Annotated in this window: 24 protein-coding genes; 10 read left to right on the forward strand and 14 right to left on the reverse strand. The window is 40.4% G+C overall.

Annotated elements, in window-relative coordinates; all coding sequences use genetic code 11:
* Nucleotides 1-17: 17 nt before the first annotated feature.
* Nucleotides 18-653, reverse strand: a complete 636-nt coding sequence (locus tag EEL30_24655) for an MBL fold metallo-hydrolase (protein ID QDX95204.1) — start codon at nt 651-653, stop codon at nt 18-20.
* 94 nt (nt 654-747) lie between these two features.
* Between EEL30_24655 and EEL30_24660 the strand changes: the two genes are divergently transcribed.
* Nucleotides 748-1,251, forward strand: coding sequence for a hypothetical protein (locus EEL30_24660; GenBank protein QDX95205.1), 504 nt, complete (start codon nt 748-750; stop codon nt 1,249-1,251).
* Nucleotides 1,252-1,411: 160 nt separating this feature from the next.
* Nucleotides 1,412-2,562 (forward strand): IS3 family transposase gene (locus EEL30_24665; GenBank protein QDX95206.1). Its coding sequence is split into 2 segments (ribosomal slippage): nt 1,412-1,673 and nt 1,673-2,562, totalling 1,152 coding nucleotides; the frame shifts between segments, so codons are not numbered across the junction.
* Between the two features lie 86 nt (nt 2,563-2,648).
* Here the strand turns inward: EEL30_24665 and EEL30_24670 are convergent.
* From EEL30_24670 to EEL30_24680, 3 genes are all read right to left on the reverse strand, one after another.
* Nucleotides 2,649-3,218: a hypothetical protein gene (locus EEL30_24670; protein ID QDX95207.1), complete on the reverse strand. Its 570-nt coding sequence runs from the start codon at nt 3,216-3,218 to the stop codon at nt 2,649-2,651.
* A gap of 118 nt (nt 3,219-3,336) precedes the next feature.
* Entirely contained in the window at nt 3,337-3,774 is a 438-nt protein-coding gene (locus tag EEL30_24675) for a hypothetical protein (protein ID QDX95208.1), read from the reverse strand.
* A 457-nt stretch (nt 3,775-4,231) separates the two neighbouring features.
* A complete protein-coding gene (locus EEL30_24680; GenBank protein QDX95209.1) occupies nt 4,232-5,566 on the reverse strand; it encodes a PhoH family protein in 1,335 nt (444 codons plus the stop codon).
* Nucleotides 5,567-5,826: 260 nt separating this feature from the next.
* Between EEL30_24680 and EEL30_24685 the strand changes: the two genes are divergently transcribed.
* The 4 genes from EEL30_24685 to EEL30_24700 all read left to right on the forward strand — a co-directional run bounded on the left by EEL30_24685 (nt 5,827) and on the right by EEL30_24700 (nt 10,829).
* A complete protein-coding gene (locus EEL30_24685; protein QDX95210.1) occupies nt 5,827-6,495 on the forward strand; it encodes a YhcN/YlaJ family sporulation lipoprotein in 669 nt (222 codons plus the stop codon).
* Nucleotides 6,496-6,705: 210 nt separating this feature from the next.
* Nucleotides 6,706-7,749: an aldo/keto reductase gene (locus tag EEL30_24690; protein ID QDX95211.1), complete on the forward strand. Its 1,044-nt coding sequence runs from the start codon at nt 6,706-6,708 to the stop codon at nt 7,747-7,749.
* Nucleotides 7,750-8,048: 299 nt separating this feature from the next.
* A complete protein-coding gene (locus EEL30_24695) occupies nt 8,049-9,305 on the forward strand; it encodes an XRE family transcriptional regulator (GenBank protein ID QDX95212.1) in 1,257 nt (418 codons plus the stop codon).
* Nucleotides 9,306-9,560: 255 nt separating this feature from the next.
* Entirely contained in the window at nt 9,561-10,829 is a 1,269-nt protein-coding gene (locus EEL30_24700; protein QDX95213.1) for a helix-turn-helix domain-containing protein, read from the forward strand.
* A gap of 287 nt (nt 10,830-11,116) precedes the next feature.
* Here EEL30_24700 and EEL30_24705 read toward each other — a convergent pair whose 3' ends face one another.
* On the reverse strand, nt 11,117-11,569 hold the full coding sequence (locus tag EEL30_24705) for a hypothetical protein (GenBank protein QDX95214.1): 453 nt from the start codon (nt 11,567-11,569) through the stop codon (nt 11,117-11,119).
* A 119-nt stretch (nt 11,570-11,688) separates the two neighbouring features.
* On the opposite strand from EEL30_24705, the gene EEL30_24710 reads away from it, so the two are divergent.
* Nucleotides 11,689-12,027, forward strand: coding sequence for a hypothetical protein (locus EEL30_24710; protein QDX95215.1), 339 nt, complete (start codon nt 11,689-11,691; stop codon nt 12,025-12,027).
* A 126-nt stretch (nt 12,028-12,153) separates the two neighbouring features.
* Here EEL30_24710 and EEL30_24715 read toward each other — a convergent pair whose 3' ends face one another.
* The 5 genes from EEL30_24715 to typA form a co-directional block, all read right to left on the reverse strand.
* The gene (locus EEL30_24715; protein QDX95216.1) at nt 12,154-13,578 is read right to left on the reverse strand and encodes a hypothetical protein; all 1,425 of its coding nucleotides are present in this window, start codon (nt 13,576-13,578) and stop codon (nt 12,154-12,156) included.
* A 154-nt stretch (nt 13,579-13,732) separates the two neighbouring features.
* Complete coding sequence (locus EEL30_24720; GenBank protein ID QDX95217.1) at nt 13,733-14,005, reverse strand: hypothetical protein; 273 nt, start codon at nt 14,003-14,005, stop codon at nt 13,733-13,735.
* Complete coding sequence (locus EEL30_24725; protein QDX95218.1) at nt 14,002-14,340, reverse strand: hypothetical protein; 339 nt, start codon at nt 14,338-14,340, stop codon at nt 14,002-14,004. The genes EEL30_24720 and EEL30_24725 overlap by 4 nt, the downstream gene beginning before the upstream one ends.
* Before the next feature lie 20 nt (nt 14,341-14,360).
* Nucleotides 14,361-15,191: a deoxyribonuclease IV gene (locus tag EEL30_24730; GenBank protein QDX95219.1), complete on the reverse strand. Its 831-nt coding sequence runs from the start codon at nt 15,189-15,191 to the stop codon at nt 14,361-14,363.
* A 164-nt stretch (nt 15,192-15,355) separates the two neighbouring features.
* A complete protein-coding gene (gene typA / locus EEL30_24735; protein QDX95220.1) occupies nt 15,356-17,182 on the reverse strand; it encodes a translational GTPase TypA in 1,827 nt (608 codons plus the stop codon).
* Nucleotides 17,183-17,377: 195 nt separating this feature from the next.
* On the opposite strand from typA, the gene EEL30_24740 reads away from it, so the two are divergent.
* From EEL30_24740 to EEL30_24750, 3 genes are all read left to right on the forward strand, one after another.
* On the forward strand, nt 17,378-18,709 hold the full coding sequence (locus tag EEL30_24740) for a hypothetical protein (GenBank protein ID QDX95221.1): 1,332 nt from the start codon (nt 17,378-17,380) through the stop codon (nt 18,707-18,709).
* A 71-nt stretch (nt 18,710-18,780) separates the two neighbouring features.
* Nucleotides 18,781-19,950, forward strand: coding sequence for a hypothetical protein (locus EEL30_24745; GenBank protein ID QDX95222.1), 1,170 nt, complete (start codon nt 18,781-18,783; stop codon nt 19,948-19,950).
* A 51-nt stretch (nt 19,951-20,001) separates the two neighbouring features.
* Nucleotides 20,002-20,724: a sporulation protein gene (locus EEL30_24750; GenBank protein ID QDX95223.1), complete on the forward strand. Its 723-nt coding sequence runs from the start codon at nt 20,002-20,004 to the stop codon at nt 20,722-20,724.
* Between the two features lie 144 nt (nt 20,725-20,868).
* Here the strand turns inward: EEL30_24750 and EEL30_24755 are convergent, their stop codons facing one another.
* From EEL30_24755 to EEL30_24770, 4 genes are all read right to left on the reverse strand, one after another.
* Nucleotides 20,869-21,273, reverse strand: coding sequence for an adenosylmethionine decarboxylase (locus tag EEL30_24755; GenBank protein ID QDX95224.1), 405 nt, complete (start codon nt 21,271-21,273; stop codon nt 20,869-20,871).
* 731 nt (nt 21,274-22,004) lie between these two features.
* The gene (locus EEL30_24760) at nt 22,005-22,601 is read right to left on the reverse strand and encodes a hypothetical protein (protein QDX95225.1); all 597 of its coding nucleotides are present in this window, start codon (nt 22,599-22,601) and stop codon (nt 22,005-22,007) included.
* Between the two features lie 341 nt (nt 22,602-22,942).
* On the reverse strand, nt 22,943-23,449 hold the full coding sequence (locus tag EEL30_24765; GenBank protein QDX95226.1) for a DUF4446 family protein: 507 nt from the start codon (nt 23,447-23,449) through the stop codon (nt 22,943-22,945).
* 218 nt (nt 23,450-23,667) lie between these two features.
* Nucleotides 23,668-24,270: a hypothetical protein gene (locus EEL30_24770; GenBank protein QDX95227.1), complete on the reverse strand. Its 603-nt coding sequence runs from the start codon at nt 24,268-24,270 to the stop codon at nt 23,668-23,670.
* Nucleotides 24,271-24,578 lie beyond the last annotated feature (308 nt).

A 24,578-nucleotide genomic window follows, 5' to 3' on the forward strand; every position in this document is an offset into this window, starting at 1 on the left:
GGATACCTGAACAGGAATTATCCCAGTGAACCAGAAACGTATGGATTAAACGTTTTTTCGCGATCAATCGTAGTCAATGGTCCGTGCCCAGGATAGACAATCGTCTCGTCAGGTAGTTCAAATAACTTCTCATGAATACTCTGAATCAATGTGTTGTAATCTCCACCTCTCAAATCAGAGCGTCCGATTGAATTGGCAAACAAGACATCTCCGCTAAAGCAATGCTGACCAATTACGAAAGTCGCACTTCCTGGAGAATGGCCTGGTGTGTGTAAAACCTGGATAGTCAATCCTGCTATCTGAAGCTCTTGTCCATCTTCTACCGTGTATTCAGCAGGCTCACAGATAATCGGTGTGAACCCAAAGCGTTGTGAGCCATTTAACTCAGGATCAGTCAACCAGCTTTGCTCGATAGGATGGATGTATACTGGCGCTTGGGTCTGTTCACGAAGCTCTGTCAGACCACCAATATGATCTAAGTGAGCGTGAGTTAGTAAAATACCTACTACCTTCTCTGACTTCATTGCTTGTAAAAGAGGACCAGGATTAATACCAGGGTCAACCACGATTGTTTCTCCTGTCTCCTGATTTTTGATCATATAGGCGTTCGTCTCAAACGGCCCTAATTCAACAGAACGTACTTCAATGTCCATAAAAAACTCCTTCCCTTGCCTCAACGGTTGTCTTTACATACAATGGCAATAATTGCTACAGTAATATAGTATCAGAGAGATAGGAGGCAAAACAATGGTACCCCTTTTATATGGTGTCGAATTAGAAATGCCCAAAGGAAAGCTACCTGGTTTCTATGCGCAGATCGTACATAAGATTGGTGAACAAGTAAAGGTAATCGATCGTGATAAAAAATTAATGATCGTTTCCACAACGGATGACCAACAACAATTGTTACAAATCGCAGCTAAGTATCAGGCGAAAACAGAATGCTTCTCCTTGTGGTTGCTTCCAGAAGGCGTGACAAGCCCAAAACTTAGTGATTACGGATTTATTAGTCTAAATGACCGTCAATATGTATACGCTAATCTCGTGAGCTTCTTTCGCTTTCCTGACAATCCTCTCACTCATGATCATCAGGAAGCATACGAACAAATGAAGCAGCATATCCTGGTTTCTTTTACTGCAAAGGACCAAACCATTTATATTACGGACACCAACCATAAGGAGTTACTAGATCAATTAGCTAGTCGCTACAAGGTCGTGCTGGACTGGCATCCAGGTATTCCTACTACATAAAGATATTCATGTATTGGTATATCACACTTACAATAAAAAAAGGAGCATCTCTCTACTATCCTGGTATTATCCCCTTCTGGTATTATCCCCTTACAGTAGACAGTAAAAAAAGAGTTCATGATATCATGGATTCATTACTGTTGACCGGAGGGGTTTTTTCATGCCACCAAAAAAGGGACAAATCTTTACTCGCTATAGTGAAGAAATTAAAAAGGAAGCTGTGCGCCTACGGGTCGAAGACCAGTGGAGCTATGCCATGATCAGAAAAAAACTGGGAATTAAAAGTGATGCCCAAATCATCGCGTGGGTTCAGAAACATAAAAACGGAGAATCGTTTGTGGACTATCGAGGGCACTGGAATAAGAAGCACTTCAGCAGCGTAGAAGAGGAAAATGCCTACCTGAAAGCGCAGGTAGAATATCTAAAAAAGCTCAATCCGAATCTTCATGGGGAGGGAAGTTGGATAAGCCAGCCCGATTTAGGACCATCGAAAAAATGAGTCAGACCTACTCCATCACGACACTATGTAAAATTGCGGAAGTATCACGTGCTGGTTTCTACAAGTGGAAATCGGCCTTAGGATCTCGTCAGATCCAATTTGAGCTGGAAACCAATCTAAAAGAACATATTCTTGCTATTCATCGACTTCGTCCTATTTTCGGTTATAAACGCATGCGAACAGCCCTTCTCAAAGAAGGGTTCCTGGTTAACCACAAAAAGGTGCGTAGGCTCATGCGAGAGCTGGGGATTCGCTCTGTCATCCGTAAGAAACGCCCCTTTGCGGGGCGAAAACCATCCGTTGTCTTTCCGAATGTTCTCAACCGAGAATTTACAGCAGAAACGATTTTGAAGAAATTTGTAACGGATATTACCTATATCCGAGTTGGTCATGATTTTGTCTATTTATCGGTCGTTTTAGACCTTTACAACAACGAAGTTGTCGCATGGGACATGTCATCTCGTAACGATCTACAACTCGTTTTGGGCACGGTAAAGTATTTGAATGCACAAGGGGCCATTTTGCATTCTGATCAAGGATTCCAATACACAACAAAGTCTTACAAGAGAATGCTTGAAGAGAAACAGCTCATTGGAAGCCATTCAAGAAGGGGAAATTGTTTTGATAACGCCTGTGTGGAGTCGTTCTTCTCACATTTGAAAACAGAGAAACTTTACCTTGAAAAACCAGCAAGTCAAATGGAGGCTCGAAAACTGATCACGGAATATATCAATTTTTATAACCAAGAACGTTTCCAGAAAAAACTTGGCGATCTCTCCCCGGTAGAGTACCGTGAAGCGATCGCCGCATAACAAACTTACTCTTTTTTCATTGTCTACTTGACGGGGCTACAACCATCCAATCCAGTAAGAGATGCTCTTTTTCCTCTTGAGTAGCATTACTTATCCAGAACATCAAAGCGATAACCAAAAACCTTGCCGTTATTTAAGCTAAATACTACTTGGTAGTTGCTTCCCTTATACGTAAGCTCTTTATCCCCAGTTGCGTCTCCATAGAGTTGCTTCACTTTGTCTATACTTTCATACATAGACAGTCCTCTGTTGGTTTTAAATTTGTCACCTTTATCCTGCGGAATACCACCCACCATGATACTGGTTACTACTCCTTTTTGGACTGTTAGTAACACCTGCGCCTGATCAGCAAATAATATGCCTGTAGTAATATTCCCTTCGCCTTTTGCCAACTGTTCAACCGTTAGCGATTCTCGACTAACCATATCCATAAATTCATACTTTTCTGGTTTCAAAGCATCCATAGCTTCTTTAATTCCTTCTCCGACATAGGCTCCACGAATACCATACTCCTTGGCATTTTCAGGATCAAATGCTGGAGCCAAAGTTGTGTTCTCTGTAGGAGTTGGAGCTGTTGTCCCCGGCGGCTGACAACCTGTTAACGCTACAACAGATGCAAGTACAGCACTTCCTACAATCACTTTCCAATTATTCATCTCTATGTTCCCCTATCTTGCCATTCATTCGTATGTTTGAGTTCATCTACAGCAATATCGATATCTTACCCTAGGGATAATAAAGTTCGCAAGTTTTTACACAATTGTTCCTTCCTGCTTACTTTCCACCGATTTTTTGTGTTGGTTTAGGAGGCAGATTGTTGCTGACAGTCTGTTGGTAGCCTTGTAAGATTTTTAAGATGGAATGAAATAAAGGGGATCCAAACACAGCCACAATTCCCCACGTCCAAATACGGGCCCCCCAGGCATCCGCTACATAAGCTGTCTTTGTTCCCATTAGGATTTGTGCGGGATCTAATCCTAATTCCGCAAAAATACAGCCAGCTGCTAATACAGAGAAGACGAGATTAAATAATTTTTTAAGCTGTTGTCTCTTACCAGCTTCATAATGTGCTTCGCAACTATCATTATCTGGGACATAATCATACGTTAAAAAGGGAATAACGCTTTTAGCGATCTCGGTTACCCCAGCAGCCGCGCTGGAAACAGCTGTAATATAAATTAAAAAGGAAATGGTTGAATCCAATGTCACCATGATACTCTCCCTCCTTGGTACATGTGTATGTCCAGAGAAAGACAAGCATGTTTAAAATTTTTCTAGTAAAATTTTTTCGAGATAATGAAAGCTTCTTGCCCATATTTCTCATAAGCATCAGAAAGCAAAATGCAAAAGCCGCCTCTTTAAAGAGACGGCTTTTTGGTCGGGTTATTTCAAATGGTTTGGGCAATCCGTAACTCTTCTTTAGCTCATCTACCTCCGAAAAAGCGATTTATAAAGAAAAATCGGTTAGCCATTTCATTTGGGGTAGTAACGATTCATGCTTGCGATCTTTCGCCTCCTGATTGGAATAGGCACTCCACTAGCATTGGCTAATGAAATGACGCCTGATTCTCCTGAAGCGATCCCAAACGTTCGTTACCAACAACCTCGACACCTCTATCTTTCACAGGGGGATATACTCTTATACATTTTTTTCGCTAACAAAAAAACCTTACAGAATATCAGCAGCCAATTGAGCTAACACACTTCTTTCCCCTTTTTCAAGCTTTATATGGCCTGCTAGCTTTTGCTCTTTAAACATTTCGACCACGTAGGTAAGTCCGTTATTACTTTCGTCTAAATATGGGTGATCTATTTGTTCTGGATCGCCCATCAAAACAATTTTGGAACCCTCACCTACTCTGGTTAGAATCGTTTTTACCTCATGTTTGGTTAAATTCTGCGCTTCATCAATGATAATATACTGCCCTGGAATAGATCTTCCCCTAATGTAAGTCAAAGCTTCTACCTGAATACTACCCATTCCATCTAGAATTTTGTCTAAGTCACCAGATTGCTTTGTGTTAAACAAATACTCCAAATTATCATAGATTGGTTGCATCCAGGGGCGTAGCTTCTCTTCTTTTTCACCAGGGAGGTAACCTATATCTTTTCCCATCGGTACAATCGGTCTTGCAACCAACAATTTTTTATACTTCTGTAAATCCTCGATTTGTAGCAGACCTGCGGCAAGCGCAATCAAAGTTTTGCCCGTCCCCGCTTTTCCTGTCATGGTGACAAGGGGAACATCATCTCGCAATAATAATTCGATGGCCATTTTTTGTTGAGCATTGCGTGCTTTAACACCCCAAATGGGGTCATCATCGCCGACGAGAGGTTCAAAATATTTTGCCTCTCCATCAATCTTGCCAATTGCAGAGATGGATGGATTACACTCATCCTTTAAGATCAGGAATTGATGTGGGTAAAATTCCTCATGAGGAAAGGCTGTCGCTAGAGAAAGACGGCGGATGCTGTAATACAATTTAATCACGTCTGAGGGAACCGTTCGTTTTTCATAGCCGAGATAAATGCTTGAATACTCCCGAACCACTCGATCTGATAAAAAATCTTCAGCAGTTAACCCTAGCGCATCCGCTTTTACTCTCATCAATGCATCCTTGCTAACCAGAATCACAGGACGTCCTTGTCCAGTGGAATTTTCTTCCTCTTGTAGGTTGAGAGCTACTGCTAGAATTCGATTATCATTGGTCATCTCATGGAATTGCTTCTGCATATTCCCCATCGCAGAATGATTTAATTCCACCCGTAAGGTAGCTCCAGTCTCCAACTGTATGCCCTGATGCAAATGACCATTGAGCCGTAAACGGTCCAATAGCCTCGCTACATGCCTAGAATTACGCCCAATTTCATCCATGTACCGCTTTTTTGAATCCACTTCTTCTAATACGACTGCTGGAATAACGATATCGTTGTTGTGAAAGGAATAGATCGCCATTGGATCTTGCAGGAGCACGTTTGTATCAATTACATAGATTTTTTTCAAATCATGATTCGCCTCCCCTTACCCATCTTCGATATTTTATGCATTTTTTTTATTCTTGTTTGTTGGATTTCTTCTATTTTCTTCCCTTTTTTCATGACACCCGACCTAAAGGGAAGTGTATAAAGATTTGCTGATAGTCAATATGTATGTGGCAAGCATAAAAGATAGACGAACTCCTTCTCCGTTCGTATAAAAAGCAAGGGAGAGCAAACACTAGGGGCATAATATCGGAGTGAGTTCCGTGGAAAGGATTGATCATCATGAGAAGACTTATCTCTACTCTAGCTTGTTTCTTATTACTCACAGCTTGTCAAAGTCATACCCAAAAACCCCAGACAAAGGGGGCTGGAACTCCCAAAGGGGTACAGAATGTAGCAGGTTCCCAACAAGGTAATCATCCATCTGCACCAAAAACACAGCGGGTTGAACAAACACAGCCTTCCCCCAAGTATGATCAATCTCCGCAAGCGACAGCCGACCGTTTGGTTAAGCTGGCGAATCGGGTGAAAAATGTAAAAAAAGCTACAGCAGTTGTTATGGGAAAATATGCGATTGTAGCCATTGACGTAGGCGAAAAATTAGATCGTCCCGAAGTCGGTGTTATTAAATATTCCGTGGCTGAAGCACTTAAGGAAGACCCACAAGGTGCTACTGCCTTAGTGACTGCTGATGCAGATTTGCGCCAGCGTTTGGTAGAAGTACAAGCTGATATGAAGATTGGCAGACCGATAGCTGGTATTATGCATGAATTGGCGGATATCACAGGTCGTATTATTCCTCAGTTCCCAAGTGATGTGCGCACGAAGAAACAACCTCCTCAAAATACTCAGCAGTCAGGCACCCGTTCGCATAAGCCAGGTGCTAAGGGAATGAAGCGTCCTGAAAAAGAACCACAGAAAAAACCCGCTCAACCCTACATGAACAAATAAAATTTACCTGTCTACAACCTATCCCCTGCCTCACGCATCAGATGGCTTTGGATGGGTTGTTTTGTTGCTTCCTTCTTTTTGTCAGATTGACAGTACCTGACACCATTCAGTCACATGTAACCATATATGAACTTTCCTAGCAGAAAATAAACATGGTAAGATAAGGCATAGTTGATCATTATTATTATTATTAAAAAGGAGAGATTATCTATGAAATATAGAACTTTTCCCGGCACAGATCTTTCTGTCTCTGAAGTGGGGTTCGGCGTATGGTCTGTAGCAACCAAATGGTGGGGAGTTTCTGATGTAGAAATAGGAAAACGCTTGCTTCGCTCTTCTTATGATGATTATGGAGTTACTTTTTTTGATACAGGCGATGTTTATGGAAATGGATTAGGAGAAACGATCTTAAAAGATGCTCTTGGCGATATTCGCGAAAAGGTTGTCATTGCTACGAAATTTGGCTACGACATTTATAATCTTCCCGGCGAACGTAAAGGGCATTCTGAATTGCCGCAAAACTGGTCCAAAGAAAATATCCGCCATGCTTGTGAGCAAAGTTTAAAACGATTAGGTACTGATTATATTGACTTATATCAATTGCACAATCCGCGTATGGAATCAGTACTAAATGACGAGGTTCATGAAACATTGGAGCGTTTGAAAGAAGAAGGAAAAATTCGCCATTACGGAGCAGCAATGGGTCCTGACATCGGTTGGGAAGAAGAATCAATTGCAGCCTTGAAACGCCCAGGCTATTCAGCTATTCAAATTATCAACAACATTGTAGAGCAAGATCCTGCACGTAATCTATTCCCAATTGCTGAACAAGAAAACCGTGCTTTAATCGTTCGTGTACCACATGCTTCTGGTCTATTGGATGGTAGCTATGATCCTGAGAAACATTTTGATAAGAGCGATCACCGCAGTCATCGCCCTACAGCGTGGATGCAAGCAGGTGTTGACGTTGTACAAGAAATGAAGCAACAAGGTTTATTTGATGGCAAAGATAGAACGATTGGGCAATTAGCAATCCAGTTCTCCTTATTCCGATCAAGTGTTGTAAGTGTTTTACCTAACATTACTAACGATGCAACGCTAAAAGAGTTCTCACTAGCGTCTGAAGTAGCCCCGCTTACAAAAGAACAATTTGAGATGATTGATGCACTCTGGGTTAATGGGTACAACGAACGTCTGAAACAGCATATGTCTAATTCTCAAACGAAACCAACACCAATCTTGCATGAAGCATAATGGTTTATTGAGTAATGGATTAGAAAACAGTATGCTATCATACAGACTGAAAAAAGTTCCTCACTAATTGTGAGGAACTTTTTAGTAGGTCGAGAGGATCATAAAATGGCAGGTAACATTATACATTATATAAGCAATTAGCCCCAAGCGTCGGATCCGAACTTCTTCACAAAAACGCACCCCCATTGACCTTTTGCAATTTTGCTTACAAATATATCTTATAATAGTAAGAAAAATATGTCAATTTAGTAATTTCTATGTATAATAAAAAATAAAAACGGGAAAAGGTGGATATATTTGTGACACATGTTGGTAAGCGTTTACGTTACTTCCGTAAAAACCTACGTATGACTCAAGAAGAATTGTCTGTTGGCATTTGTAACCGTAGCTATGTTAGTCAAATTGAAAAGGGCAATGTCATACCATCACCCGAAATTCTTGATCAATTGGCCAAGCGGTTACAAACCGATTTAAAAGAACTTTGGACTGAATCAGAATCTCCTATTGGATTTTCTGAAGTAGAAATTCAAAATGCATTGCGACACATTGTTAATCGTTTAGAAGCAAATGATATTGAAATTTCGCGTAAATGGTTATTTAAGTTAAAAGGTCAGCAGTTACGCACAGAGGATCAATGTATCTATTTGTGGGCAAAAGCTGAACTAGCTTTGCATGACCAACGTTTTGAGGAAGTGGAAGAACTATTACTAGAGAGCATCTCTCTTGCCCGTGATGTGGATGATCCTGTTTCCTTAGTACGTAGCCTCCAATCACTAGGAGATTACTATGGAATGACTCGACAAGCAAAAAAGGCAATACCTTTCTTAAGCGAAGCTCTGCAGTTGGTGAATCGCTTTGAAATCGGTGGTCTATTACGAATCTCCCTTCTCTATACGTCTGCAAAAATGCATGGAAGTCTAGAAGAGTATTATTCAGCCGTGGAATTACTAAACCAAGCGGTTCAATTGAACGATGCGTATGGAACCATGTACAAAAGTACATCTATCTACATGGGACTAGCCATTTGTCATCTGCACCTGCATCAACATGAGCAGGCTGAAAAATACAATCTTCTCGCCCTTGATGTGCTCCAGCTCGTACCAGATGAAAAGCTAATAGCGAATACGTATAATAACCTAGGCATCTTGTATCGGGTAACGAAACGCTACGATAAATCTGAAGAATACTTGTTAAAGGCAATTGATATCTTGCAGAAATTAGAGCAGAAGCATTGGTTTAACAACGCCACCAATGAGTTAGCTCACCTTTATCGAGATATGGGTTACTACCAGCGAGCCAAGAAGCTTTGCGAAAGCGTCATTCACAATTCCAACAACCCACATCTACTAGCTGAGATCAACCTGAATTATGCTAATATTTTGACCGATTGTGAGCATTATGAACAAGCACTCTATCATTTAGAACAAGCTATGCAATATTTTACGGCTGAACGATCCACTCAATATGTCGTACGTTCCTATGAAGTGCTTCTTAAAATCAGTACAAACTCTCAGCAACCCGAAAAAATTGCTCGTTTATCTTTACTACACAAATAAACTATAGAGTACTATAAACAATTTATTATATCAATATACTTTTAACAAACACGAAAAAGAGGCTTTATATCGCCTCTTTTTCGTGTTTGTTTACATTTGATAATGAATAAAGACATATAAATTCGATCAAAATTTTAATTTTGATACTATATTCTTCTTTCACAACTCAAATTTAATTGTTACATTTTGTATAATAAGTTGTATAATGATAATATTCACGAAACAATCAAAATTAATAACAAGGGTGTTTGCTATATGACGCAAGTAGGAAAAAGACTGCGCGAATTCCGCAAAAGGCTAAAGATGACTCAAGGAGATTTGGCAGAAGGCATTTGTAACCGTAGCTATGTCAGCCAAATTGAAAAAGGTCAGGTTATCCCGTCGCCTGAAATTTTGGAACAATTGGCAAAACGACTACAAACCGAAATTAAAGAACTATGGACTGAAACCGAAAACCCTTCTTTCACGCTTGTGGAAATTCAAAATTCCTTACGCCACATTATTAATCGTATTGACGAACAAGAATGGGAAATCGCTCGCAAGTGGCTACTCAAGCTACAAGGTGCTATTATTCCTCAGTCTGAAGAAGGTGTTTATCTCTGGGCAAAAGGAAAAATCGCTGAAGTGGATGGTCGCTTGGAACAAGCAGAAGATCACTATAGCAATAGTATTGTTCTCACCCAAGATTCAGATAATCCAACTGTCTTGATTCGCGCTCTAGATTCCCTCGGTCACTTCTACTGTGAGCATGATCAGCCAGAAAAAGCCGTTCATCTTTTGAATGAAGCTCTTCAATTATTAAATCGCTATGAAATTAGTGGATTATTACGTATTTCTGTTCTGTTGCATGTAGGCAGTATGCATGGAAAATTGGGTGAATTTTATTCAGCCATCGAACATTTACAGCAAGCAAAAGAATTAAACAAAAATTACGGTATTTTATATAAGAGCGGCGACCTTTATTTGTCGCTAGGACATTGTTATCATCAAATTCAACAATATCAAGAAGCTGAATCCTTCTACAGACAAGCCCTATCTATTTTTGAAATTGCCAGCAATCCGGTGAGATTGGCAGAAGTGCAGTTGAATCTAGGGCTCATGTACAAAGAGACGCTGGTTTACGACAAAGCAGAAAACTGTCTAAAACAGGCTCAACAATTCTTATCTAATCAAATAGCAGATGAACTTCTCAATTTTACACGTATAGCTCTAGCTGATGTATATCGGTTGCAAAAACGTTTAGAAGAAGCGAAAAACCTTTGCCAATCCGTTATTTCATCAGATAGTGAAAAAATGTTGGCTGAAGCTCAATTTATCTTAGCTGAAGTGATGTTAATGCAAGGAGAAGATGATGAGGCTCTCGTCCATCTAGAAAATGCTAGGGGTTATTTTACGATTAAAAATATGCAAGCATTTTTAATTAAGACCTACCAATTGTTGGGCCATATCCATTTAAAAAATCAACGCTTTGAGCAAGCAGCTAAAATGTATGAACGATCTATCACTTTTACAGCAGAAGCTTAAAAAATTCCTTTCTGATGTGAAATTGCATTTCCAGACTACTATATAATTTTAACAGGGCTAACTATCCAATCCAGACGATTTCATTAGTTAGCCTTTTTATTTCCTCCTGTTAAGCCTTTTAACCTCACCCCCCTCTCCTTTCCTTTTTTTCTTTTGTACTCACTTTCTTTATCCAAAAAGAAAAGAAAGATGGAATAGACCACCTTTCTTTTTCCTAAACAATTTTGCCTCTTTTTTTCAAATGCTTGCATGAGCCCGATTCTTTTCGCTTAAGCTAAGTAATGAGCTTACGCTCGAAGTGCTGTCATCACTTGTAGATCTAATTTAGCTGCTGCTTTTTGATCATATGTTTTCTCGTATTGCGGCTCTACACTAATACGGGAACCATAAAACATAATATCTCGTACACTTTCAATTTTTACTTCCAGCATGCTTAATTTAAGCGGTACACCTTCCAATTTTTCTACGATAACCTTAGCTATTCCGTTAATCGCATAAGTGGAGCCACAACCAATTAAGTTCAGCACTACTTTTGGTTCCTGACTTACATTAGTAAGGATACGTGAACGACTATCCAAAGCAATTCGAATCGTATGATTATCCATTGCCAGTACCCAGGAGATCGCACTTAAAACCGGAGCCTTTGTCTCGTGGTCAATACTACCTAACGTCATATATCGTTCATGTTGCAGAAATTCAAACAACTCTTCAGATAATGATTGTGCTACTGTTTCTGCCATATCATCATCCTCCTCTTTTCATTACATACTGTTTATTGTACATGGGCTTAGTCACTCTCGCAATGATGCCATCCGAAAAAGATGCCAATTCTTACATCATATATAAGGAGGAGACATCTTTGGGCACTCCACCAGCTTCCCCTGATCGTCTCGTGCAAGAGCTAGAAAAGGCAATTGAAGAATTGCAACAGGTCCGTCAATTAAATGCCACTTTGCACAAAATCGGCTTGTATCTAGAAGATATTCGATTGGCTGATATCGTTCTTAATTACACCGCCCCTCGCCGATTAATCTGGACCAATTTCGTTGCAGGTTTAGCCAGAGGATTAGGTTTAACGATTGGTACTGCCATTGTTCTAGCGTTACTGGGCACCCTATTGTCTAAGTTCTTATCCATTCCTATTATTGGAGATTACATTAAGGAAATAATTGAGTATGTACAATCCTATCGTCAGTAAGGTGACAGCTACGAACAAAGGCCAGGACCTACTGTGTCCTGGCTTTGTTTATACTATTATTAGTCTCGACACCGCTTCTCCCAATTATCTTTTCAGTCGGCCCACTTTTTTTCGTCTTTCTTGCCCTTACTCTTTGTGTTTTTGTTCTTTATCTTTCTTCTTTTGCTCTTTCTTTTGCTCTTTCTCTTGATTTTTTTGTTCTTTTTGCTTTTCCTTATCATGTTGAGGCTTATCAGTTGACTTTAATTTGGCATAATTTTTAACTTCTAAGTCTTGCTCATACAGTAAGGTTTTCCCATTATAAAAAGCAACATGTACACTTGTAACATTATGATTTGGACCCTTAAACGGGAATTTTAAAACATACTCATCCCGATCTCCTTGCTCAATGATTACTTCTATCTTTTGTTCATGCTTCTTGCCATCTGGTGATGTCACAACCACCTTCAATGGCTCTAATGCCTGTTTTGGTAATTTTTCTAGTTGTTTTCTTAGGTTATCCCATTTACCTTTTAATCGAAGCATATTATCTTTTTTGTCAAAATAGGCATCACCCTGCCATTGCTTAAACATATCCCATACCCCATCGACATCCTTCCAGATATTTACTACCTGAATGGTTTGACGATCTATCAGCTTACCCTTAGCAAAGACTTCTACGCTTGCAGTAGAAGGGATATTATCGCCTAAAACAGGCATTTGCCATGAGAAGGAACCTACATAACTCCAGAATCGTTCGATTGGAATCTCTTTGGTTGTTCCGTTATACGTAATTTTTACTTGGTCAGCAGAGCTTTTTACCTTCCCCTGAAATGAAACCTCTTTATTATGGGAATTATATTTTGCTAAGGAATAAACAAGCGCATTTTCCGTAAGTACAGGAGCTTCTTTAACTCGTAATTTGACACTTTCAACTAATTTATTTTGCTGGTAAGCCTGTATCGTTAGCATTTCCCCTGCGGATGCTTGCGGCATGCTGACACGGAATGTATGCTTTGAAGTGAATTGTAGCACTTCTACTTTATTTCCCTTTTCGGTAGAAATAACCACCCGCGTGACACCCGGTTGAACTTTACCAGAAACCGTTGTCACGCCTTCTGTTGTTTCTTCCGAGTAGGAGTCAAATCCCTTCGCTAAAGCTCGTACAGATAGGTAAATATGATCAAAATCCTCTTTGAAAATACTCTGCCACTCATCTCCATATTCTTCAATAACATCCTGTAGCTTTTTTTCAAACGTCATGTTTGGGTCCTTTACCACCACATATACTCGATCTTTATAATCTTCTAAAAGTAACTGTAAAAACAGCTTATTTTCCTTTTCTAAATTCTCTATGTTATATAAATAATTTTCACGGACTTGGCCTGCTGGCAACATATTTTTTGCATAGCTAGACATTGTAGGCTGTTTATCCGCAGAAGCAGTTGCTGTATCATGTATAGCATTGGAAGAATTTTTTTCATGGTCAGCATTTGCCATCAATGGTACGACAGCAAAAAGTATGCCGGCAGATGCCACACTTACAGATAAAATCGTTACTTTTTTGTTCATGAGAACTTGCCCCTTTTCTAATCATCTGTTCCCTAGACGGTGTTTGGGTAGAAAAGGTTGCGAAAATGATCCAACTACAAAACAAAAAAGCTCTGCCACGATTTAACTGGCAGAGCTTTTGAAGTGTACGATAGGAAGTAGGAAGTGCCTTATCTTATTCTGCATATTTAGGTTCATTCTGAATTGCAGTCAATAAAATGTCTACGGCTTCACGATCAAAGTTCATTTCATGTGGCTCATCATCTATTGTATACGTAACAACATATCTATCTTCATCCACTTGAACATGGAGTTGATCAACCTTATGATCCTCACGTAAAATCTGCTGAAAAAAAATCTCCGTATCGCTTGCAGAGCGATCGTCTGTTCGGTACTCCATGACAACACGAATTTGTAGCCAGTTAAACAAGGCATCTGCTATCCTCATGAAGTTGCTCCCGTGTCTCGAGTACGATTAGGTCTCATACGCAATTTAACAATAGTCAGAATGGTAATAGCTACAAATAATCCGCCACGCACCGGTAGTTGTGTGTCTAAGATAGCAAAGATAACAGAACCGAGCAAGAGCAAGATAATCAATAAAGCGGTTTTTAGTATAGGCATGCGCATTCTTTCCGCAAACCCCAGATAATAAACAAGTAATAGATACACAAAAATGATCCAATAACGTTGTAAATCAGCCCACATAAAAAAATGATCGTACCAAGTTAATGACTGTGGGTTTGCAGGGTCATAAATCGATGCTAGCTCTATCCACTCCATTTTCTACCTCTCCTTTGTTCTTATCTTTGTAGGTCGCGTACGTAAACCAATTCATCTGCGTATTCCTGTTCATCATCAACAGGTGTTTCAAGAACGACAGGTAAATGCTGCAATTTCTCAGAACGCAGGAATTTAGCTAATGCATCGCTACCAATTTCACCCTTGCCAATCTTTTCGTGTCGGTCTTTTCGACTTCCAAAGGGAACTTTGCTGTCATTAAAGTGGATGCAAACTAGACTATTGAGGTACCCAGTTTGCTCCATATCCTCTACTAATTTATCAAAGGATTCTTCATCCCATTGTCCAGCAGCAAATGCATGGCATGTATCAAAGCAATACCCAATTTTCTCAGGATATTTACTTGCTTTGCGAATCTCTTCTAACGCATGAACGGTTAGTCCAAGCTCGGTGCCTTGTCCAGCCGTATTTTCAAGCAACAGCTTCACTGGACCATTGTATTGCTCAAGAATCAAATCAAGCGTCTCTACCATACGCTTGGTACCATATTCTTCTCCTTCGCCCACATGCTTACCACAGTGCACTACGGCTCCAATCGCACCATACGCTTCAGCGATGTGCAAATCCTCAACGATGGAACGAATGGTTACTTCCTGTAAATCCTCTTTAGGTGTGGAGAGATTCGTAATATAAGGAGTATGACAAACCAGCGTAATGTCATGCTTGGTCATAATTTCTACACCTTTATCTGCATCTTTATGGTCAATCTTTTTAGGTTTAAGTCCGCGTGGGTTCTTAGTAAACACTTGAAAGGATTGCGCCCCCAAATGAACCGCTTGCATAGCAGCTTTTTCTAGCCCTTTTGCGACACTAATATGACATCCAATTTTCAATCTATTTCACCTCGTGGTTTTCTGGTTATCTGTTTTATTTTGTATCATGTCTACTGTAGCAATCTTTGCGTGCCTAGTCAAAAGAAAAGCCGCCTTGGAGTACTTCCAAAACGGCTGTTCTTTACTCATTCATTTGTTAGATAACGATTAAAAAATATACTCTCTTAGTCAAAACGTCTTGTCTTGTTATAACGCTCACGATCTGACTTGTTCAAGTATTTCTTACGTAGTCGAACGGAATGAGGTGTTACTTCGCACAATTCATCATCGTTCAGATACTCAAGAGCTTCTTCCAACGAAAGCATACGTGGTGTTTTCATTTTAACTGTTTCATCCTTGTTAGCAGAACGAACGTTGGTAGCATGCTTTTCTTTGATTACGTTAACGGTCAAGTCGTTATCACGGCTATGTTCACCAACGATCATACCCTCGTATACATCAGTACCAGGTTGGATAAACATAGTTCCACGATCTTCTACTGACATCAAACCGTATGTGCTAGAAGTACCTGTATCATTAGAAATCAATACACCAGCACGGCGCCCGCCTACGATACCAGGTACAACTGGGCGATAGCAGTCAAAGGAGTGGTTCAAGATACCATAACCACGTGTAATTGTCATGAATTCTGTACGATATCCAATCAAGCCACGGGAAGGAATAAGGAATTCCAAACGAACTTGTCCGAAACCATTGTTAATCATATTCACCATTTCAGCTTTACGCGCTCCCAATGTTTCCATAACAGGACCCGTGTGCTCTTCAGGAACGTCAATGATAAGACGCTCAGCTGGTTCCATTTTTACACCATCGATTTCACGGATGATTACTTCTGGTTTAGATACACCCAACTCGTAGCCTTCACGACGCATGTTTTCAACCAGGATAGACAAGTGCAATTCGCCACGTCCAGAAACAACGAAAGCGTCTGCTGAATCAGATTCATCAACACGTAAGGATACGTCTGTTTCAAGCTCGGACATCAAGCGATCCCGTAGTTTACGAGAAGTAACATGCTTTCCTTCTTTACCAGCAAATGGACTGTTGTTAACCAAGAAGGTCATTTGCAATGTAGGCTCATCAATTTTCAAAAGTGGCAATGGATCTGGTTTATCAGCGTTGCAAACGGTCTCCCCTACGTTAATGTCTTCCAAACCAGCTACAGCAATAATATCGCCTGCACGAGCTGTTTTTTGTTCAACGCGGTTTAGCCCTTGGAAACCAAATAGCTTTTGTACACGCATTTTCTTGATGCTACCATCACGTTTTACAACAGATACCTGGTCATTTAGATTAATAACACCACGATAAACGCGGCCAATACCAATACGACCTAGGAAATCATTATAATCAAGCATCGTTACTTGGAATTGCAACGGCTCTTCTTCATTTGCTTCTGGAGCTGGGATGCCTTCAATTATGGTTTCGAATAGTGGCTTCAAGTCTTCTGATAAGTTGTCCGGCTCCTTACCAGCAATTCCTTGAATCCCAGAAGCATATACAATTGGGAAGTCCAATTGTTCTTCTGTCGCATCTAGATCAATAAATAGGTCATACACTTCATTGATTACTTCTTGTGGGCGAGCATTGTCACGGTCGATCTTGTTCACAACAACGATCGGCGTTACGTTTGCTTCTAATGCTTTACGTAAAACGAAACGAGTTTGTGGCATGCAGCCTTCAAACGCATCAACAATCAACAAAACACCATCTACCATGCTCATGATACGTTCTACTTCTCCACCGAAATCGGCGTGACCAGGAGTATCCAAGATGTTAATGGTGTAATCCATATATTTTACAGATGTGGTTTTCGCTAAGATAGTGATTCCACGTTCACGTTCCAGATCATTGGAATCCATCATGCGCTCAGCCACATGTTGGTTGCTACGGAATGTACCGGATTGAATAAGAAGTTTGTCAACCAGTGTCGTTTTACCGTGGTCAACGTGGGCAATAATTGCGATATTACGAATATCAGGGCGTTTCATAAGTTCCTCCTCGTCTTTGCATACACTCCATAATAACAGGTAATAGGTTCATTCACAATCTATAAAATGTGGAGGAATACCCGATTCTTGTCGAGAACTTTCCTTGTCTAATCCGTCATACTTTGGCAAATCTTGACTGCACTCCCATGCTACACTTGAATAAATGCCATCATAGCACGAAAGGAGGCAACTGAAATGACCCATGCCACCGATCTATTAGCCATAACACCTACCTTATCATCTATTTGCTCAAGTTTATTGCGGCTAGCTGATCAATTTGGTCTATTGCTGAGTATTCACATCACAGAACATCAGTCTCAAACCTTCTCATGGAGTAATGGATTAGCTGACAGACAACAATCTTTGATACAAGCAACTTTACACATAACAGTTTGGTCTACGCGAAAAGAGATGGGACAAGCTACCACCTTACACTTAACCGAATCTGCTGCGGTTGCGGCCTTTCATCAAGCTCGTATCAGTCTTGCTTTAAATGAGAATGGGTGGCGAACCTTTCAACAGTTTTGCCGATGTGAAAAGCAGCTTCCTCCACCAACTTCAATGGAGCAATTGGGTGAATATCGTGATTGGCATTTATTTATTAGTAAAATGGGCTTGGAACATAAACGGTTTTTTCGTGAGAAAATGCCGTACAAATTGCAATCCCAGATCATTATGCAACAAGAAAAACAGTTGCTCTGCCGTAGTGACGGTAGCATTTATCAGTCGCAATTTTGGAGAGTGACGCTACAAGCTACATTTCAATCAAACTCCCAAACCAGACCTATTCATTATCAAGATGGTGCTACCTTCTTTGAAATTTGGCATCCAGGTATGAACGAAATAATAATTGATTTCTATGAGCAAATGGCAAATCGCCTCTCTATATGCCATGTACAATTTCAGCCGTCCCATATCATTAATCGTATTCATACAACATTAGCCTTATCCTCTTGTGAAGTCTCTACACCACTCTGGATCGATACAGAAATTTTTGCTGTTCTTTTGCATCTTTTTTTGCAACAACCTCCCGAGCTACGCCAATCGTTGCCCTCTGCATCACGATTGCGACTCTCTCATTTGGAAGGTCACATTTGTTATCAGCCCTTCCATTCCATCGGTACCTTATACCCCTCTGTCACGCTACGGGGAGATTCTGTTCTAGATATGGAAAAACAAGAAGCTTTAAGGGGAGCTCATCTCCTTTTTTCTTTGCCAACACTGATATGTAAAGATGGACTACCTACCTCGTCCATTCACATTCACGATAAAGCCCCTTCCTATATAATGAGCGGTTATCACCAACTATATCAAAGCAAATCAATGGACAGTTATTTTCTGTTAGCACGTAATTCTTTTGATCTCACCACGCTTCAACAAGTACAGCCTAACTGGTTACGCGGTCGACTAAGCATGATTTTTTCTTCCATTATTTGTGGTTGGGGAACGAATCGTACAGTTATTGAGCCACATTCCTTAGATTTTTGTGTAACAGCACCCTCTTACCTGTTGATAGATATAGGATGACATTTTTTCGAACATGATTAGGTGGATTTTTTGTAATTTTTGTTGAAAGATTCAGTTAAGGAGGTCTTGTCATGGATGTATTTATGGATTTTCAAACTAAACTGCTAGCTACTATGGCCTCTCATTCCAAAGACTTGGCCGCTTTTCACTTCTATTTAGAAGAGGAGAACGTACTTTCCTCCTCAGTGAAACTACAGTATTGTGGAGAGCTTACATTGATTTGGCAAGATGGTAGCATTTCCTTACATGTAATTACTCCTGCCTTATTAGATCAATCTGAATTGCCCTTAGCTAAATGGGCTGCTTATCGTTTTTTTCGGTCTGATTATCGATATCTGGTTGATCGTGATACGATTTATAAATCTCCAACTATATATGATCCATTATTAGCAGAGCATGTGAAAACACACACGTTACCTGAGCTGCCAGAGGGTTTTACGGCAACTGCCTCCTTGCTTAAACGTACCTACGGTGATTCACGACATATACAAATTTTCGAGCAAGAAACCCGTCTACACTTACACCCTACATTCAACAGCCCATTTTCTTACCAATTCCGCAGACTTCCTCCCAAAGCTGCACGGGAATATCTACAAACGGAAGCATTCTGGTTTAACAGCTTCACACCTTCTCAAATTCCTTTTTACTCTCCAACAAAACATACTATTTGCTTGCTGAGCCCTACTGCCTTACAACGTTTGCTACTTCCCTGTTTTTTATCTCCGGATTTTCAAATGGAGTGTAGGAAGCACCCGTTCTCTTTCTCCGGATTTGAAGCTTTGTATGATCCAAAGCGTCTGTCTGGCATAGGTAGTCGTAGTTTTGATCGCAGGGGTAGACCCCTTTCAACCTTCTCCCTAAGTACGAACTTGAATTCAGAAAAAAAATACACTCAACTACATCTGCTCCCAGACTTGCCAGAGGATGAGATAGCTCTTGGTTTGGTAGCACAAGCAAATACACAGGTGGCTTTTCATCCTTGGTTACAAAGTCAGCCTGAAGTGTTGTTTATCCCCACTTTGGACATACCCAATTATTACCACCCATTGCAGACTGAGCATCTGTTTTGTCCACAGGCTACACTTTTTCGTTACGGTAAACCCGTTCTACTATCCTCTTGGTTATTTCCTGTCTCTGGTCTTACACTATTTTTATCCAAAAGTTTAATTTCCGTGCGTAAACCCGTATGGGACGTGCCAGGTCTGGCCTTTCCTGCTCTTTCCTTGGAGAGCACTTCCTAAGTAATTCGGCTACCTTCTGTTAACACTACCTAATGGAGGTGGCCAACTAACATGAAAAAAATCCTGTATACGGCTTCATGTCTCGTATTGTTGACAGCAGTAACTGCTTGTGGAACTACTACAAAGCAAGGTGCCCAAACCCATTCTTACAGATCCAATCAAATGACACCGAGTGGCTATGGAACAATGGGTACTAACAATTACAATGGTGCCATGACTTACAACGGCTATGGTTACAATGGATACGGTACAGACAGAGGAAATTACCCTCATTCTGGCCTATACCAATCTACAGACTCTCGCATGCATGGTTTTAGTAATAACTACGCAAATAGTGGCTATGGCCAACGTTATCGAGGAAATGCACATTCTCTCATGTCCCCGAACCATGCTTACAACCGTGAGTTAGCTGATCGCATTACTACAGCTGCAAAGAAAATTAAAGGGGTACAATCAGCTACTACCGTCGTCTATGGAAATGAAGCGGTTGTTGGTATTGAGTTGAAAGATCATAAAAATTCATCTCACCGCCGTACCATTGAACGAGAGGTAAACAATGAAGCAGTTAAAGCTGCTCCTCATCACCGAATTTACGTTACATCTGATACCAAGATGATATCACGTGTAAAAGGAATCGATAACAACTATCGCTCGTCCGGGTCTAACATGACGTCTGGTCCAAATACCGTTACGGGCAATCTGTCTAATGTCGGTGCAGATTTTGGCACGTTAGTCATGGACATTGGTCGTACGATAACTGCTCCATTCCGTTAAAACTAACGATCTTTATGCACAACAAAAAAACAGGGCAACGGTCAACGTCTGCCCTGTTTTTTTGTTGTTATAGAAAATAAATAAAAAACGAGGCGCCTGCTATTAGCCAGACGCCTCTGCTTGTTAGTCAATCAATTGGTTGTCTTATGCGTTAGTCGTTGTAGAAAGTTCCATTTCTGGTTCCACAACTTCTAATTCACCTAAACCACGAATTAGTTTTTTAGCAAAGACTTTCTCCGGTTTTAATACAGAAACCATGTAGTCAATGGCAACCTGCGGATCCACTGTCTCTCCGCATGTGTAGCAATCCAAAGCGGCGAATCCGCGCTCTGGGTAGGTGTGGATGGAAAGATGACTTTCCGACAAAAGAACCAATACAGTTGCTCCCTGTGGTGCAAATTGTTTAGACTGTACACTTAGAACAGTCGCACCGCATGCTTCTGCTGCTTCAACCATTTGTTTCTTCAAGAAATCTGCATCGTTCAGTAAATCAAATTGTACTCCCCAAGTGTCAATGGCAACGTGTCTTCCGAAAGTAGAATATTCCATTCTTTCGGTTCCCCCTTCCTAGCATGTGTGATAATGAAACATCGCTAGGACCTGCGTCATTCACTAACGGGGGCGGGTCTTTGGTCCACCCTTTGAAGTGAATCCTGGTTCCTATCTAGTTTTTCCAACGAGATTTAAATTATCATGGTTCTGGGAAAAACACAATACTTTTTTAAAAATTAATTCTGGAAATACCAAATTTTTCAACAAATATAAACACAGGATACCACGAAACCATAGGCTTGCCAAGCCCTTCTAGGGAAAGCTGCTCTTCTATTAGAACTATGTTTTTTAAAATTTTATGAATTAGCCGAGAACACTCGTGATTTTAATCATGAGATGAATCGGCTTCGGACAAAGCGTGTCTTCTGACACGTTAATTGACCGACTACTTCTTTGAATAACTAACAAGAACAGGTATACTAATCTTGTACAGATTGCTCATTGAAAACGGAATGTATGGGGTTGCCATAAGGAATGCTTTGTGTCGTAAAACATTCAAGCACCTTCGTCCTCTCTGACCGAAAAGCGAAAACCAAGCAGTAGGTCAGAGAGAAGAGTCCAACGTACACTTTTTTTCAATAACCGTAGGGACTACGGGGATAGCCTGCTAATTCTCACTTCGTTGGATGTGATAGCGCAGGAATCTCGTGGCTTTAGCCATGAGAGGTTCAAGCTTTCCGTTTGTACAAAAAATGGGCACCAATAGCGCCCATTTTTATACGTTTCTTTTATGCTTCTAGTACAAACAAACGATGTGAAACAGCAGACAGCTTTTGATCAATTACTGACACCGTGTCCGGTTTGTGTTCCCCTACCCAATTGCGCAGGTCAAGTAGACGATCGGTCTCTTGGCGCAACTGTGTAATCTCTTGTTCACTAGACGTTTGTACATATAGATGTTGTAATTCCTTGACGTAGCTTGCACCGTCCTGCTCAAAGATGACGGATTCCTCGGTGTCATTCACTTCTTCAATCTTCGTCACTGAACCTTCATCGTAATGATAAATAATTGTGAAGTTCTCGTAAATTCGATGCACAACAGCGTGACCCTTAAAAGCTTTCATCGCTTTACGCATCACGTTGGCAAGCCCGATATCTTTGATCGTATAGGAACTGTCGCAAATAAAGTGATTTTCAAATCTCTGGAAGGCAAGATGTATTTCGGAACTACCATCCACAACGACGATGTCACGATCCCCATTTTCAAATATCTGTTCCATCAAGAGAACTCTTTCGTTTGCAAAGAGTTGAACAAATTGCATTAATTCCTGCTCTGTCATGGTAAAAAAGGCGTTTGCGTAACTAGTAGCTAAACGCTGTGCCATACAAATCTCCCCAATTCATTGTTTTTCCTAAATACCAATCGGTTACGCATGTGTATCTGGTTGGTTGACTGGTAATGCGGAAAAGGGAGCTAAGTATCCACAAAAGATCGCTGTAGAACCTGACCTTGCCGCCCCGTGAGTCTGAACTCAAAATGGGTAATGAAGGCGGATCACCTACTTTTATCTTTATACACTTCTCTACTTTTGATTATACACAAAACAAAAATAAAAATCCTGCCCTATAAACGCAGGATTCCAAAGAAAAAAGCGATTTAGAGAGTTTACAGACGGTTTCATGGAAAAACCTCCTACATCATCACTATCTCGCAGATTTATACAATTTACAGGACGGATACAGAAGAAGTAATCGCTTTTTTTATCACCATCTGCTCTTCTTCTGATAAGTGGTAAACGGAAGTACCTTTCTCAATTGGCTTAGCATACGTCCGCGATTCTTCCCTACCATAAATACTTGTAATAACTACACCATTTTCTTGCTCATCCAAAAATGCCAAGGAAAAACTTAAATCGCTTCCCATTTCTCCAAAAGCATTATACCGATGTACAGCAATATTCCCCGCTTGTGTCGACATTTTTTGGGATAAACGATTGACTATAAATTGCTGATCGCTAAGCTTTCCTTCCCATGCATCCATATCTCCAAGCAAGCGGTTTAATGTTTCTTCCAGATTGTCTCCTTCGCTTCGAACAAAGAAACGATTCATTCTTTTACGTAAACGATTCATTTTGGTATGTAAGACGATAATATACACGAGGGTCAGCAGTGTAATTCCGCATAATCCAAAGAGGATATACGGTGACTGAATCGCGAGTAAAGCTTGCTGCATAGAAATACTTCCTTTCTCGACCAACTTCATACTAACCCATTTTAACGCCAAGCTATTGAAAAGATCAATTACTTGAGACTGTTTCCAGTAAAAAAATTACTCATTTTATTACTATAACAAGAAAAACGGCCTCTCTTCATATCGAAGAAGCCGTTTTTCATATAAACTCCGTGTCTTGAACGTTCATTCTCACCCTGCCCATTCCATCATGATTTCTGCTATACTTCCAGTAATAGCATTTCCTTACGTAGCAATCTCAATTGTGCTTTTGAACGTTTCACTTGCTCCTTATTTTTGTTTTGTAATGCTTCGTGTAGAGTCGCTAATTCATAATCAAGCTCTAGTCGCAATACAGGTATTCTTTCTTCGGCATCCCTTCTTTTCAAGGCAGCAATTACTTGGTCCATGGTTACGTTACACGCTTTTTCATAGATCACTTTTTTCTCAGCTCCTTTAATCTTTACAATTCGTACAGCCTCACCGTACCTGATGTTCTTCACTAGGGTTTGATGTTCATTAATAATTTTGACCACTGCATGGCCTTTAGCCTGCTCGATAAATTGGTACAGTACCATCGCCAGTCTAATATCTCGAACGGCGTAATGATATTCCTCAAGCTTGTATCGTTCTCCACTTTTGGCTAAAACCAACTGATGTCCACCACTATCTGCTGTAATATCCATTCGAATTGTATGAGCTGCTTCTTTTACTTTGACAGATAATCCATTCTGATGAAGCGTCTCCAATAAGGAAAGGAAAGTAGTTCGGTCAAACCAAACAATGATATTGCTGTACTCTAACTCGTTATAGGTTTTCTTCATACACTTCATCCCCCCAAAATACACCGAATTATCAGATTATAGATAAGCCCTTGGGAATGGGTTGTATATCCTATTACTGTCCAGCGATTTTTGTGACACTCCCTTGCAAGTATTTCCTGTTGGATTGCCACCCCTATTGGATACATGGTAGGAATGTTGTTCTGTTCCTTACTTACCCCGATTTAGGTTCATGAAACCAAACAAGTTACACTCTAGGAAAAACCCCCGATAGTCTGCTTATCTGTGTGGTATGATATCATATGGAGAGAATTTCGCTTTCTTCACGGCTCTAGAGCCCTTTTTGCTCT

This window comes from Brevibacillus laterosporus (assembly GCA_007833815.1).
GTDB lineage: Bacteria > Bacillota > Bacilli > Brevibacillales > Brevibacillaceae > Brevibacillus_B > Brevibacillus_B laterosporus_D.

Bases quoted from the DNA above. Each gene is read 5' to 3' on its own strand.
- EEL30_24715 (QDX95216.1), bottom strand. From the start codon at position 13,578: ATGAACAAAAAAGTAACGATTTTATCTGTAAGTGTGGCATCTGCCGGC.
- EEL30_24770 (QDX95227.1), bottom strand. From the start codon at position 24,270: ATGAAGAAAACCTATAACGAGTTAGAGTACAGCAATATCATTGTTTGG.
- EEL30_24700 (QDX95213.1), top strand. From the start codon at position 9,561: ATGACGCAAGTAGGAAAAAGACTGCGCGAATTCCGCAAAAGGCTAAAG.
- EEL30_24660 (QDX95205.1), top strand. From the start codon at position 748: ATGGTACCCCTTTTATATGGTGTCGAATTAGAAATGCCCAAAGGAAAG.
- EEL30_24750 (QDX95223.1), top strand. From the start codon at position 20,002: ATGAAAAAAATCCTGTATACGGCTTCATGTCTCGTATTGTTGACAGCA.
- EEL30_24725 (QDX95218.1), bottom strand. From the start codon at position 14,340: ATGGAGTGGATAGAGCTAGCATCGATTTATGACCCTGCAAACCCACAG.
- EEL30_24760 (QDX95225.1), bottom strand. From the start codon at position 22,601: ATGGCACAGCGTTTAGCTACTAGTTACGCAAACGCCTTTTTTACCATG.
- EEL30_24685 (QDX95210.1), top strand. From the start codon at position 5,827: ATGAGAAGACTTATCTCTACTCTAGCTTGTTTCTTATTACTCACAGCT.
- EEL30_24670 (QDX95207.1), bottom strand. From the start codon at position 3,218: ATGAATAATTGGAAAGTGATTGTAGGAAGTGCTGTACTTGCATCTGTT.
- EEL30_24705 (QDX95214.1), bottom strand. From the start codon at position 11,569: ATGGCAGAAACAGTAGCACAATCATTATCTGAAGAGTTGTTTGAATTT.
- EEL30_24745 (QDX95222.1), top strand. From the start codon at position 18,781: ATGGATGTATTTATGGATTTTCAAACTAAACTGCTAGCTACTATGGCC.
- EEL30_24690 (QDX95211.1), top strand. From the start codon at position 6,706: ATGAAATATAGAACTTTTCCCGGCACAGATCTTTCTGTCTCTGAAGTG.
- EEL30_24765 (QDX95226.1), bottom strand. From the start codon at position 23,449: ATGCAGCAAGCTTTACTCGCGATTCAGTCACCGTATATCCTCTTTGGA.
- EEL30_24675 (QDX95208.1), bottom strand. From the start codon at position 3,774: ATGGTGACATTGGATTCAACCATTTCCTTTTTAATTTATATTACAGCT.
- EEL30_24740 (QDX95221.1), top strand. From the start codon at position 17,378: ATGACCCATGCCACCGATCTATTAGCCATAACACCTACCTTATCATCT.
- typA (QDX95220.1), bottom strand. From the start codon at position 17,182: ATGAAACGCCCTGATATTCGTAATATCGCAATTATTGCCCACGTTGAC.
- EEL30_24755 (QDX95224.1), bottom strand. From the start codon at position 21,273: ATGGAATATTCTACTTTCGGAAGACACGTTGCCATTGACACTTGGGGA.
- EEL30_24720 (QDX95217.1), bottom strand. From the start codon at position 14,005: ATGAGGATAGCAGATGCCTTGTTTAACTGGCTACAAATTCGTGTTGTC.
- EEL30_24655 (QDX95204.1), bottom strand. From the start codon at position 653: ATGGACATTGAAGTACGTTCTGTTGAATTAGGGCCGTTTGAGACGAAC.